The organism is Segatella paludivivens DSM 17968 = JCM 13650 (assembly GCF_000373185.1).
Taxonomy (GTDB): Bacteria; Bacteroidota; Bacteroidia; order Bacteroidales; family Bacteroidaceae; genus Prevotella; species Prevotella paludivivens.
The window spans coordinates 37,920-51,466 of record NZ_KB890660.1; the positions used below are offsets into that span (position 1 = coordinate 37,920).

The 13,547-nt window shown below is 37.7% G+C and carries 12 protein-coding genes; 2 read left to right on the plus strand and 10 right to left on the minus strand.

The genetic code is table 11. From position 1 onward, the window contains the following. Positions 1 to 84: 84 nt before the first annotated feature. Positions 85 to 1,791: an ArnT family glycosyltransferase gene (locus B045_RS0110220; RefSeq protein ID WP_018464167.1), complete on the plus strand. Its 1,707-nt coding sequence runs from the start codon at positions 85 to 87 to the stop codon at positions 1,789 to 1,791. A gap of 22 nt (positions 1,792 to 1,813) precedes the next feature. Here B045_RS0110220 and B045_RS0110225 read toward each other — a convergent pair whose 3' ends face one another. The 4 genes from B045_RS0110225 to B045_RS0110240 form a co-directional block, all read right to left on the minus strand. Beyond that, a complete protein-coding gene (locus B045_RS0110225; protein ID WP_018464168.1) occupies positions 1,814 to 2,227 on the minus strand; it encodes a GtrA family protein in 414 nt (137 codons plus the stop codon). Continuing rightward, complete coding sequence (locus tag B045_RS0110230; RefSeq protein WP_018464169.1) at positions 2,217 to 3,167, minus strand: glycosyltransferase family 2 protein; 951 nt, start codon at positions 3,165 to 3,167, stop codon at positions 2,217 to 2,219. Before B045_RS0110230 ends, B045_RS0110225 begins: the two co-directional genes overlap by 11 nt. Continuing rightward, positions 3,164 to 3,943, minus strand: a complete 780-nt coding sequence (locus B045_RS0110235) for a polysaccharide deacetylase family protein (RefSeq protein WP_018464170.1) — start codon at positions 3,941 to 3,943, stop codon at positions 3,164 to 3,166. The genes B045_RS0110230 and B045_RS0110235 overlap by 4 nt, the downstream gene beginning before the upstream one ends. 84 nt (positions 3,944 to 4,027) lie before the next feature. Then, positions 4,028 to 6,037, minus strand: coding sequence for a helix-hairpin-helix domain-containing protein (locus tag B045_RS0110240; protein WP_018464171.1), 2,010 nt, complete (start codon positions 6,035 to 6,037; stop codon positions 4,028 to 4,030). Positions 6,038 to 6,185: 148 nt separating this feature from the next. On the opposite strand from B045_RS0110240, the gene B045_RS0110245 reads away from it, so the two are divergent. Further along, positions 6,186 to 6,809, plus strand: a complete 624-nt coding sequence (locus tag B045_RS0110245; RefSeq protein WP_018464172.1) for a DUF4294 domain-containing protein — start codon at positions 6,186 to 6,188, stop codon at positions 6,807 to 6,809. Here the strand turns inward: B045_RS0110245 and B045_RS0110250 are convergent. From B045_RS0110250 to B045_RS0110275, 6 genes are all read right to left on the minus strand, one after another. Beyond that, positions 6,806 to 7,846, minus strand: a complete 1,041-nt coding sequence (locus B045_RS0110250; protein WP_025883480.1) for a M28 family peptidase — start codon at positions 7,844 to 7,846, stop codon at positions 6,806 to 6,808. The genes B045_RS0110245 and B045_RS0110250 overlap by 4 nt on opposite strands. 30 nt (positions 7,847 to 7,876) lie before the next feature. Next, positions 7,877 to 9,640 (minus strand): fused gamma-glutamyl-gamma-aminobutyrate hydrolase/peptidase, encoded by a 1,764-nt coding sequence (locus tag B045_RS0110255; protein WP_018464174.1) that lies wholly within the window; start codon positions 9,638 to 9,640, stop codon positions 7,877 to 7,879. Then, complete coding sequence (locus tag B045_RS0110260) at positions 9,640 to 10,107, minus strand: Lrp/AsnC family transcriptional regulator (protein WP_018464175.1); 468 nt, start codon at positions 10,105 to 10,107, stop codon at positions 9,640 to 9,642. Before B045_RS0110260 ends, B045_RS0110255 begins: the two co-directional genes overlap by 1 nt. A gap of 142 nt (positions 10,108 to 10,249) precedes the next feature. Beyond that, entirely contained in the window at positions 10,250 to 11,149 is a 900-nt protein-coding gene (locus B045_RS0110265; RefSeq protein ID WP_025883482.1) for an FKBP-type peptidyl-prolyl cis-trans isomerase, read from the minus strand. 19 nt (positions 11,150 to 11,168) lie between these two features. Further along, positions 11,169 to 12,047 carry an FKBP-type peptidyl-prolyl cis-trans isomerase gene (locus B045_RS0110270; protein ID WP_018464177.1) on the minus strand — a complete coding sequence of 293 codons (879 nt, stop codon included), beginning with the start codon at positions 12,045 to 12,047 and terminating at the stop codon, positions 11,169 to 11,171. A gap of 20 nt (positions 12,048 to 12,067) precedes the next feature. Beyond that, positions 12,068 to 12,673, minus strand: a complete 606-nt coding sequence (locus B045_RS0110275; RefSeq protein WP_018464178.1) for an FKBP-type peptidyl-prolyl cis-trans isomerase — start codon at positions 12,671 to 12,673, stop codon at positions 12,068 to 12,070. Positions 12,674 to 13,547: the final 874 nt, after the last annotated feature.

The window sequence follows — 13,547 nt, forward strand, 5'->3', positions numbered from 1 at the left end:
AATTAAGAGAATAATGCAATAAATGCACTATCAAATAAATAATTATTTGTAATTTTGCCAAAAGTAAAGATTTATCTAACAAAAATGAAATTATTATTCCGCAACAAATACTTCTGGTTGCTTTTATTAGTGTGCTCATTCACACTTCTGCCGTTTCTTGGTATGTCTGATTTTCATACTAAGGGCGAGCCTCGTGAAGCTATTGTCTCATATACTATGCTTGCCAGTGATAATTGGGTGCTACCAACAAACATGGGAGGCGAAACGGCTTATAAGCCACCATTCTTTCATTGGTGTGTAGCTGTTGTAAGTAGTGTTTATGGATCAGTGACTGAAGCAACGTCACGTATCCCTTCTGCAGTGGCATTGATAATAATGACTATGGCAACTTTTGCGTTTTTTGCAAAACGAAAGGGCAATAAGATTGGTATTATCACAGCATTGACAGCCTTCACTAGTTTTGAACTTCATCGCGCCGGTGGTAATTGCCGTGTAGACATGGTGTTGACAATGCTAACGGTCTGTGCTATATATGACTTGATGAGATGGTATGAGCACAATATGAAAGGCATTCCTTGGATAGCGATAGTACTTATGGGACTAGGCACAATGACAAAGGGACCTGTTGGCTCTATTATACCATGTATGGTGATGGGGATCTTTATGTTGATGCGTAAGGTGAACTTTTTCCGTGCTTTCTTTACCCTAGTTGCATTTGGATTACTATCGCTTTTGATTTATGGTGCATGGTTCTATGCTGCATATCGTCAAGGGGGACAGTCGTTCCTTGATCTTATGTATGAAGAGAATGTTGGTAGAATGACCAATACAATGAACTATGATTCATGTGTGAATCCGTGGCCATACAACTTCCTGACTGTATTCACTGGATACTTGCCTTGGATATTGTTGCTGATAACGACACTGTTCTTTGTGCATTGGAATTTTAAAAAGAAAATCAATCTGAAGAGTATATGGAGTAATGTGCTCTCTATGGATAATATAGATTTATATTCATTGATAGCAATAGTCTCAATATTTGTATTCTATTGTATACCACAGAGTAAACGTTCTGTGTATCTAATGCCTATATATCCGTTCTTGGCATATTTCATAACTAAGCTTCTTGTGTGGCTTTCAGATAGGCAACAGAAACCTTTGCGCATATATGGTGGAATACTTTCGGTGTTATCTACTTTGCTGTTTGTTGTCTTTGTCTTGATAAAGTCTGGTATAGCACCTTTAACTATACTTGGAGGACACGGGAAACACGCAATTACAAATATCGCAACTATGCAGGCTTTCGCAAACATAGGAAGTTGGTGGCAATATGTTTTGATACTTGCAACTACCGTCATAGGATTAGCATGGTGGAGATATCAGAAAAGACACAATGACGACAAATTGGTTTATGGCATATTAGCCCTTACTTTTGCGCTTTATCTGTCGGTAGACGGCGTTTATACACCTGCTGCCTTAAATGTTAAGTCTCAAAGAGCAGTCGCTGGATGTATAGATAGAATAGCGCCTGAAAGCAAAGGTAAGATATATGAATATATTGATTACGCTATAAGAACTCCTGGAGACAAGCCACACTTCTTTGAGCTGAATTATTATCTTAATAACCGTGTGCATAATTTTTATAACGAGAAGCCTCAAAGCGGTTTCTTAGTGATAACTCATTCTGATTATGAGATGTGTGTAGACGGATTTAAGAAAGAGGGATATAAATTCAAATTCATCAAGAATTGGGCAGAGTTTGATATGGATTTATATCAATTCAATAAATAAAAGTTATTTGTATTCGTGAGACTTATTTTAGTTTCACGAATACAAACCTTAATAATAAAAAGTTTATTGGTACAATCATAACCAGTGTCATAATGCCGGCAAGTTGTTTCCCGAATTCAAAGTGCATCAACAAATTAAGAAGTCCTATCTCTAGAAGGTAATTAATGATGTGACTTGCAAGGAAACCTGCTGCATTCTTCTTTGAAGATTGTTTCTTGAAAGTGAAATGGGTTGTCATGAAATAGTTGAATACTAGCCCAACACCATATCCAATAGTATATGATATAGTTGCGTTGAAAGCTAGCAATGCAAGTAAATAAGCACAATAGTGCAAACCCGTGGATAATGATCCCGTGACACCAAAGCGCAATACTCTACCCACATCCTTATGGCATTGAGGATGATTATTCCAAAAAGACTGCAGTTTATTCCTCATTCCCTAGTATCTCTGCGATATTATAAAGCGGACGATGTTTCACCTCAATATATATCTTTCCGATATATACACCTATCACGCCAATAGAAATAAGCATTATTCCTCCTACAAACCAAACAGAAAGCATCAGTGAAGCCCAACCGTGCACGGCTGTTCCTGTAATTAGAGCATGAATTACATAAATTGCTATGCCTATACATACAAGCAGGAAGAGAATTCCCATGTATATGATATTATATATCGGTTTTATTGAGAACGATGTTATTCCATCGAGCGCAAGCCCCAACATCTTACGAAGAGTATATTTTGATTTACCAGCCTGACGTTCACTTATTGTGTCATCAACAGTTGTTGAAGAAAGTCCTATTAATGGGATGAGTCCACGCAAATATAGATTTCTCTCATCGTATTCTGCAAGCATTTCTAATGCACGTTTACTCATCAGTCGGAAATCAGCATGATTGAAAACGCTCTTCACGCCCATGCGGTCCTGTAGCTTATAGAAAGCCTCTGCTGACATTCTCTTCAACAAAGGGTCGGCTGTACGTGATACTTTCACACCATATACAATGTCGTTGCCTTGTTCAAAGTCATCAATCATCTGCTCAATGGCATTGATATCGTCTTGAAGGTCTGCGTCAATAGTGATTACGGCGTCTACCCAGTCTTTAGCAACCATCATACCAGCCATGATAGCATTTTGATGTCCGCTATTGTGGGCTAATGAGATACCCTTTACATAATGGTTCTCATTATGCATCTTTCTGATGATATCCCAAGTTTGGTCTTTACTACCGTCATTGACGAAGACCATCATGCTGTCTTTTGATATTTTCCCTTTAGCTACAAGACCATCAAAAAACTCTGTGAGCTTTTTCACAGAATCTTCTAAAACTGGTTCTTCGTTATAGCATGGAGAAATAGTCGCTAATTTTATCATATCCTTTTCTTTTCTACAAATTCACTGAACGTAATAAACTCCTCGTTTTTATTCTTAAGGTATTTTATCAATTTGTCCAATCGCTGCGCCATTTGCAGTCCACTGTGATTCTTAATAATAAATGGCATTTTGAATTCTGGATGTTGCTTAAGTTCGTAAAATTCCCATGGGTGGAAATAAGTGACAAAGTATCCGTCGTGCTTTAACACTCTATCTGTCATCCAATAATATATGCTTTCTGGTAAATTGTGTAGTGCAAGCCAGAATAGCGGAAAACGTATAATTGGAGTTACAGATGCTGGTATCTCCATTACCCCCTTACGCATGAAATATGTGCGTGGAGTGTTCAGATGTATGTATCTTCCAGGGATAAATGCTGGATTGAGTGATGAATTATATTCAAATCCTGCATTTTCTATGTCGTCATCAGAGACAGGGAACATTCGCGGTTGGCGATATCCTCTTGTCTTGACACCCGAAACACGCTCAACAATTTCCTTTGAACGGAAAACGTCGTTAGCATTCGGACGCCAATGGTCTACACCATGGCAAGCCACTTCGTGACCTTCATCAATGATGCGTTTAATAACTTCGGGAGCATTTTCAGCGAAATTTCCAGTACAGAAAAATGTGGCTTTTACGTTATTTGTTTTAAGTGTATCAAGGATTCTGTTTGTTCCCAATATGGAAACCTTCATCCCTTCTTCTAATGAATACTCAACCCCATGCTCGCGGGGTACGTCAAATTCTTCTGTGTCAAAACTTAGTAAAATCATAGCAATGATATTATATTGCGTTGCGAAATTACGAAGTTCTAGTCAGATTTGCAAATTTAGGACATCATATTTACATTATTATACCTAAAATTTATATCTAAGCTGCAAGTCTATATCTGTCTGACTGCTACCATGTATCTGTTGTGGACCACTTGAAATGTCAGAACGGTCCAGATAATCTGTGCATCCAACCTTTGCTATCATCATGATGTTTTTGTTTATATCGGTGCGCAAGTTTATGGAATAGCGTATACCTTCACCTGAGAATGCTGGGAAACTGAAATTATACATTACTCCACGTTCGTAAGCATATACTCTGCTCTGATAATCAGCTGTGTGAAAGTATCCGATGTTTGCGGCGGCATTGATCCAATGATATTTGTATAATACGCTTTGCGACATCATGTATCCCATGCTTCCTGTATTTTGTCGTGAATATACTATATCTGCTTGTGAACGGCATTGAATGTTTTTTATGTTATATCCTAATTGTAAACGCCCACGATGCTCGTTCACATTGTCTAGGGCTGTCTTATTAATATTGTCTCGTTGCTTTATCTTTAATCTGTAACGTGCAAGAAGTGAAAACTGTTTTTTATTGTAAACCAACTGAATCATGTTGTCCAAAGAATGCGTTTCAGGAAAACTCTGCATGTATTTTGGCCAAGCGAAATATGCGTAATCGGTATACATCATTATTGTGGTATGTTTACTTGCGTTCCAGTTTATTCCACAATATATTCCGCTCTCGTCCTGTATACTTCCTGCATCACTAAAACTGTTTGCATACATTCCGTAATATCTATATGAGTAGAATCTCTGTAATGCCATAATCTGCAAATTGCTAAGTAACTTATAACTCAAGCTATTGATAGTGGCAATAGCATGACTGTCGCCTGTCGCCGTTTCTCCATTGAAAGAAAATTTACCGCAAATATAGCCATAGTCTATGCCGGCATTCCAAAATTTTGTACCATTTGCTGACCATCGCTTGTATATACGTGCAGTGTCTGGACGTAGTTCTCTGTTTAAGGAAGAATATATTGCTGACATGCCGATATGGAAACCATTATTAAAATACCTTATGTTTCCACCTCCTGCAAAGATAGATGCATTGTGCTTTCGTGTTATTTCTGATACTGTGCGGTGATATCCATTACCTGTAATAGTGGCTATAGTGTTTAGTGAATCCTTGTTTAGTGTAGCGTCTATATCTCTGTATGATGCAAATCCTGTAATGTCAAGTCCTTTTGATATATTGATAGTTGCAGCAGCTCCTTGCATGTAATTGGCTTCTGAACGGGAAGAATGTTCACGAATGCTGTTAGATGAGCGCCCAAGTGTTTGAAGTGTTGCCAACTTTCCGAAGCTATAATCATTATTTATGACTAGTCCCATTCCGAAACTTAACCTGTATCTTCCTAGAGCCAGAGATTTTAATTTGCCTATATTTCGAAGCATTACATAATATGAATAATAATCATATCCAAGTTTGTTTTTTCCCTTGAAAAAAGGTTCTCCGGCATCCTGCGCACCAGTAAAACCTAACTTCAGCATGTTTCCGAAACTGAATGTATAACGAAACCAATGTTTTATATTGTTTCCTTGGTAATCACCGCTAGTATATCCGTCACGTTTATATGTTGGTACATTAGCAGTGGCTACTATTTCATTTTTTCCATATTTCAAAATTTCACCAATAGTTGGTAAACCCTTTTCTGGCGGATTACCTATGTATAAGAAATATGATAAAAGGCGTGCGTATATATCATCAAGATCTGTAATCATATGGAGTTCACCTAAACTTTGCATCGTATGGTATTTATACATGTATTCCATAATAGATTCCACTTGCTGACTGCTTAGGAAAGGGATGCGCTCAAGATCTTCACGCGTTGCGGCATTGATGTTTATAGGATGCAAAGCTAGTTCGTTTAGAATATCATAGTCTGCTTCTGTGTTAATATCTTCTTGTCCGTCTATTGAATGAATTTCATCATAGCATTCTTCCCAACTTTGTTCGTTTTGTGCATCTAAAGAGCTAGAATAGGTTATAGATGTGATAAGAAAAATATATCTTAATATTTTTTTCACGGTTATATTTTATGTTTTAGCTGTTGTTAAGCAGTGCAAAATTAGCCTAAATAGGTCAATTAAACAAATTAAATGGAATTTATTTCTTCGTATGCAAAAATATAATTACTTTTGCGCTGTTATGAAAAGTAGATTACTCATAGTATTTATGTTTGTCATATCTGCACTGAGTGCTAATGCCCAAATAGGCAATGACAGACCAGGACATGTTAACCCTGAAGATATGAAGGTAGACATGGATAATCCAACTTTTGTGCCAATGGTGAAGGTCGGTAAAGTGCTAATGGGAGGCGATTCAATACAATATGTGGAGTTAAACAATATATATGTTTTTCCACAGCCTGTTTTTAATGATCCTAAACAGCGTGCTGCATATAATATTCTTGTTATGAATGTCAAGAAAGTGTTGCCTATAGCAAAGGAGGTTAACCAAATTATTGTTGAGACGTACGAATATATACAGACTCTACCAAACAAGAAAGCTCGTGACAAGCACCTTAAATATGTGGAGGAAAGTATAAAAAAAGAATATTCTCCTAGAATGAAAAAACTTACTTATGCACAAGGTAAGTTATTGATAAAACTTGTTTATCGTGAATGTGGAAGTTCTGCTTACGGTGCACTTCAAGCTGTACTTGGTCCTGTACGTGCTGGATTCTGGCAAGCTTTTGCGTGGACATTTGGTGCGAGTCTTGCAAAAAAATACGACCCTAACGGAGTAGATAGACTAACCGAAAGAGTCGTTTTGATGGTTGAGGCTGGACAACTTTAACGTTCAGTCCAAAGAACTTGGACTAGAGTTTGTCCAACAGCCTTCAATGTATTTTTGTCAATATTATCCATATTATCAGCTAAAGTATGCCATGTAGGTCCAAAACTGCTCTGCTTGCAATTTGGATAATATGGAATAATGTCTATTGTAGGAATCTTTGCATCTTGATTTACAGGAATGTGGTCATCAGTAATCATACCTCCATCACTATCTGGGAAGGATGAACCGAAACCAACTTGGCGTGCAGCTTTCCAAACCTTATTAACAATTTCAGGAGCATATTGCTTTGACATACCTTCTTGATAAAATTGTGCACCTACGCCGCCGACCATATCAAGCAGGATGCCATAACGCGCTTCATAACCTTGTGGTAAGTTCTTGCTCCAATATTGTGCACCAAGAGCCCAACTACTGCCATCATCTTGAACATTAGCCCATTGAGGAGTTCCCCAGTCTTCGGCATCAAAGCATACAAAATCAATTCCGAATTGTGAATTAAGTGCTCCTTTTTTGCCTTTTTGACTATCTAATAAGCGTGCAAGTTCTATCATTACAGCAACTCCGCTTGCAGCATCGTTAGCTGCCATAATAGGTTTCTTCCAATTAGCCTTGTCGGGATCATTATCAGCCCAAGGTCTACTGTCCCAATGAGCACAGATTAGGATACGTGTAGTAGCTTCAGGATTTACCTTTGCAATGATGTTCTGGCTTTTGAGAGTTGTGCCGTCATAACCTTTAAGATTAGCCTTCTGACTTTCAACCTTACAGCCATATTGTTTAAATTTAGCGATTATCCATTCTGCGCAACGATCATGTCCTTCACTATTCATGTTTCTAGTTCCAAAATCACACTGTGCTTTAGTATAAGCATAGGCGCTATCAGCATTGAATGACGGACCAACAGGTTGTACTTTCTCTATATCCTCAGTCATATTAATGTCTGAAATTTGATTGTTAGCACTTTTATAATAGTAAGCACTGCCTCCTAAAGTGGCAGCAATAGCCAATCCTATTCCTATCTTCATATATTTCCTCATAATGTAATAATGTTAATATGCGTGTATTTGCTACTTCTTTTTCTGAACCATCTTCATGATTCTAAGCCAGTTGCCACCCCATATACTGCGTATATCTTCCTCTTTGTATTTACGGCGTAGTAGCATGATCGTAAAATTGATTAGTTCAGAAGCATCTGCCAAACCTGATATTCCACCGTCACCATCGAAATCTGTACCGATACCTACGTGTTCAATTCCCATTATATCTATAGCGTGTTCAAGATGTGCTATCGCATCAAGAATACTAGCCTCACCTTCTTTGCGCAAGAAACCATGGTACATCGTGACTTGTGCTACTCCTCCTTTTGCTGCCAAGGCACGCAGCTGGTCGTCGGTGAGATTTCTTGGTACATCACATAATGCTTTGCTGTTGCTATGGCTACAAACAATAGGCATTGAACTGATCTCGAGTGCATCATAGAAGCTTTTTTCGCCACCATGGCTTAGGTCAACCATGACACCTAATCGGTTCATCTCTTTTATTACCTTTTCACCGAATTCACTTACGCCACCATGAGTATTTTTGCCACGTGCACTATCACAAATGTCATTGTCTCCATTGTGGCACAATGTTATGTAAGTAATACCACGTTTAGCAAAATGTTCAATATTCTTTATGTCGTTTTCAATAGCTAAACCATTTTCTATGCCAATCATTATGCTCTTGCGACCTTCAGCTTTATTGCGGTAAAGTTCATCTGGAGTTCGCGCTAATGCAACATAATTGCTCTTAGCTGCTACTATATCGTCAATTTGATTGAATATGCTGTCTGCGTATTGTTTTGGAGACATCCCTGTTGGAATTTCTCCTGGTTTTGGCTTTTGTGGTAAATATGCAACCATAGTTACTACATCTTGATGTCCGTCATACATTTTATGAAGATCATAAAGTATGCGTGGGTCACGATGGTCGAATTTAACACCTTGAGGGAAAAACATAGGTGTGTCGCAATGAGAGTCAAGAGTAAGAATCTTGTTATGCAGTTGTTTTGCTCTGTTAAATTCATCACCGCGTTTTACAAGCCAATCAAACAACTTTAATCCTTCGTTGCCAAGCCACTCAGGATGCCATTGAACACCTATTATAGATTTGTATTCACAACTTTCAATAGCTTCAATAACTCCATCTGGAGCGGTTGCGACAACATGGAACTTGTTGCCAGGAGCGGCAACAGCTTGATGGTGGAATGTATTAACAAACGCACTGTTTCCATATATATCTGAAAGCACACTGTTGTCTTGTATATTTACAACATGTGTTGGTTCCGACCTGTCGGCATCCTGTGAATGTTTAATATGTTTTTTAAGTGATTTATCTTCATTCACCAAAGGATTTTCGATGTCTTGTTCAACTCTTCCACCAAGAGCCATGGCAAGCGTTTGTATACCACGACATATTCCAAGCATCGGTATTTGGCGATTGTAAGCTAATTGTGTTATGAGGAGTTCCGCTAAATCGCGTTCCTTATTTATATTATGTAGTTCCTTTATCGGCTGTTCTCCAGCCCACAAAGGATTATAATCAGCACCACCAGTGAGCACAATAGCATCAATGTGTTCTAGGGTGTTTATTATAACATTTTTGTCTGCTATAGGTGGAATAATAAGAGGAGTTCCGCCAGCTTTTACTATTTGTTTATAATATGCACTACATATAGTGGCATCTATGTCACTATAATTAGCAGTGAGTCCAATAATCGGTTGATGATTGGACTCTGGAAATTCTGAATATATCTCATCGAGATATGATTTCAGATCAAATTGTCTTGTCATTATTCTGCGTCGATATTAACAGGTATCTCACGCTTAATGCTTTGTTCAAGTGAAATTAGGGTTTCTGTTGATACAACTCCTGGAATACTTTGCAATTTGTTGTTAAGCAAATCCATTAATTGTTCGTTGTCCTGTGCGTAAAGCTTTAAAAGCATAGTGTAAGGGCCAGTAGTGAAGTGGCACTCAATGATTTCAGGAATGTTGATAAGTCGCTGTACTACATTCTTATACATACTACCTCTTTCAAGATTTAGTCCTACATAAGTGCATGTCGAGTAACCTAAACTCTTTGGATTTACGTCAAATCCACTACCTGTGATTATACCATTTTCCATCAAATGCTGCACACGCTGATGAATGGCTGCGCGAGAGACTCCGCACTCAGCAGCTACGTCTTTAAAGGGAATACGAGCGTTCTTAGATAGAATACTCAGTATCTTTTTATCAAGATTATCAATCTTATCCATTTCTTTTATTATATTTTGTTATTATTGTTTTATCAAAAAGTTTATCATTGTGTTAGCAAATATAGAAATAAATATCAAATCAAGCAATAAAATGCGCGAAAATCTTTCGATAATCGCGCATTTTCAATTATTTTATGACAAATTATTTGTCTATGCTAATCAACTCAACGGTAAATACAAGAGTAGAATAAGGCTTGATTTGACCTGCTTGACTAGAACCGTAAGCAAGGGCCTGAGGGATACATACCTCCCATTTGCTGCCTACAGGCATCATAGTTAATGCTTCTGTCCATCCCTTTATAACTTCATTACAATGGAATGATGTAGTTTGTGGATTGCGCTTATAACTGCTGTCGAAAACAGTTCCGTCAATCATTCTACCTTCATATTTCACTGTAACTTTGTCTGTTGCTTTTGGAGTGGCACCTTTACCTGCGATAAGAACCTTGTACTGTAAGCCTGAAGCTGTAGTTTTCATGCCTTCCTTATTGGCATTTGTCTTTAGCCAATCTTCGTTCTCTTTTTTGTATACGGCATTCTTACTGTCACGAATGGCTGTACGTTTGTCGCTGAACATCTTGCTTGCAGTCTTCTGTGTAAACAGAGTGGTGTCGTTCTTTAACGCAGCTATAAAACCTTCATTGAAGTTTGCGCTGTTAATAGAATCGTTTGATCCTACAAAGTCTGTCTTCATGTTTGGCATTATACGGTCGTTAACCATGCCTGCAATCTGCATACCTGCTGCATAAGCCTTAAAAGCTGGATCTTTTACGCGAAGCTGTGCTTCCTTAAAGCCCTTCACAAATTCAGCCATGTTAGCAGTGTCAACGCCAAGTTGCTGCTGAAGATAAGGAACAAGTCCCTCTGTTGCAGCCATACCGGCAGCATAACTAATAGAATCAGAAGAACTAACTAGTTTAATCTGAGCATTCTGCTCAACAGTTACAGGCTTAACTTTCTTATCCTTCTTGTCTTTAGCCTGAACTAAACTAAAAGTAGCGCTCGTCATAATGACGAGCGCAATAATGTATGTCTTTTTCATTTACGATATAAATGATGGTTTATTTTCCTGCACTTAAAAGCTCAATCTTAAAGATTAGAGTTGAGAAAGGTTTGATCTGACCCTGTTCACGATCTCCATAGGCAAGGTTCTGTGGAATATAAACTTCCCATACAGAGCCAGCTGGCATATGAACAAGTGCTTCTGTCCAACCTTTGATAACTTGATTTGCACGAAGAGTAATAGGCTGACCGCGCTTGTATGAACTGTCAAATACCTTACCATCTATGGTGCGACCTTCATAATTTACCTTTACAGTAGATGTATCTTTTGGAAGAGGACCGTTGCCAACTTTGATAACTTTATACTGAACACCAGAAGGAAGAGTCTTTACTCCAGCTTTGGTCTTGTTTGCTGCAAGCCATTTCTCACCAGCTGCCTTATTAGGACCATACTGTTTTTCCATGTTCTTGCTCTTAATAAGCATCATCTTACTCTGGGCAATCATCTGTGCCTGAGCGATAGTCATCTTTATATTACCAGTTTTACCTGTTGTTCCTGCAACGAAACCAGCCATAAAGTTTTTAAGAGAGATACTCTTTGTAGAGTCTTGACCGTAAACTTCTGTATTGATACCTTTTATCATTTGGTTTGCAATCTGTTGGCCAATCTGAATTCCTGCGTAATAAGCAGACTTCTTCTTGTCATCACCAGCATTAGCACCGTCGTTAAGACCTTTAATAAACTCATCCATGTAAGTTGTGTCAACCTTCATGCGACCTACTAAAAATTCTTTCAAACCTTGAGTCTGTGACATACCCATTGCATAACTCATAGAATCAACATCGCTCTTAAGGTCAGCCTTAGGAGTGGAGTTTCCACATGACATAAATGTAGCGGTTGCAATAGCAACAAGCGCTACCAAAATGATTTTCTTCATTATTTGTATTTAAGGATTAATTATTTCACTGCTACTAATTCTACATCGAATACCAATGCTGCGTATGGAGGGATAGATGCTCCAGCACCACGCTCGCCATAACCAAGTGTGTAAGGGATGAAGAAACGATATTTAGCGCCTTCTTTCATTAGCTGTAGACCTTCTGTCCAACCTGCTATTACTCCATTAAGTGGGAATGTTGCTGTTTGACCACGGTCATAGCTACTATCAAACTTTGTTCCGTTGGTAAGTGTTCCTTCATAGTGGCACTCTACCTGATCGGTAGCTTTAGGACTTTTTCCGTTACCTTCGCGCAAAATCTGGTATTGCAAGCCTGAAGCGGTTGTGATAACACCCTCTTTTTTACCGTTTTCGGTAAGGAAGCACTCACCCTCTTCTTTTGCAACTTTGCCAAGAGTTTCAGCTTCAGCATGCTGTTTTGCTTCTTGCTCAGCAAAGAAGTTTTGTACAAGTTCTTGTGCTTCTTTGTCGGAAACTTTTAAATCGCCATCAGAAATGACGTCTTTAATAGCTTGTGCAAAATCATCTATATTCAATTTTGATGCGCCCATCTGCGCTAGCTGACGGCCAATACCTATGCCGAGAGCGTAACTTACTTTATCCATAAAATAGAAAAATCGTTTATATTAATATTGTAAATCTGTTTTAAAACTTTGCAAAGATAGCAGAATTAAACTAAATATGAAAGAAACGACTATTTAATTTTATTAAAATAACATGATGAAGACTATTTTTAGTTATTATTATTTTTGTTTCTCTATGCGATTTCCTACATGTTTTCGTGAAATGCATTGTTATACAGTTTGTTAGCTTATGTATGATAGTCTAAAAACATACATAGAATTGAGTAATAAGGGCCTTATTACCCTGCAAGCCTACATGCACTGTTGAGTAATATGGGCCTTATCACTCAACAGCGCATCGAAAAAGGTGATTTTATTTTTGTTATGCATCATGAGTTTTAACTATAAATAGAACTTGATTATTATTATTTGAGGTTTTATTTACTGAATCTCCATAGTTTTTAAAAGCTGTTATTGATAATCTTTTTTATCTACTAAAATATATTATAGCAATAGTTAACATGGAAAAATATTTTATTAAACAGCTTGCTTTTAAATTTTTATTTACAAACGTTGATAGTATAGCAGCCTTTGAAGTTCACGTGAAAGATGCTCGATGCATGACCGAGGTATTTGAATTCCCCAAAAACTGTTTTTGCTGTGATTGGGTCAACTTCTAGCATTTTATGTAAAAATAAGCAATTGCTATGTAGGAAACATGTAGGAAATAGCACTAATATACATAAGCTAACGTGTTGGTTATTAATTGCTTGTGTTGAAAATGTGTATAATGTATGTTTGTTTAATGTTTTTTTTGTGGCTACGTTAATTTTGAAGATGATATCCTCTGTAAATGGGCTTTGATTTCGCTAGTTCTACACTCCGTTTATTCAATATTGAACTTTTTAATTACATT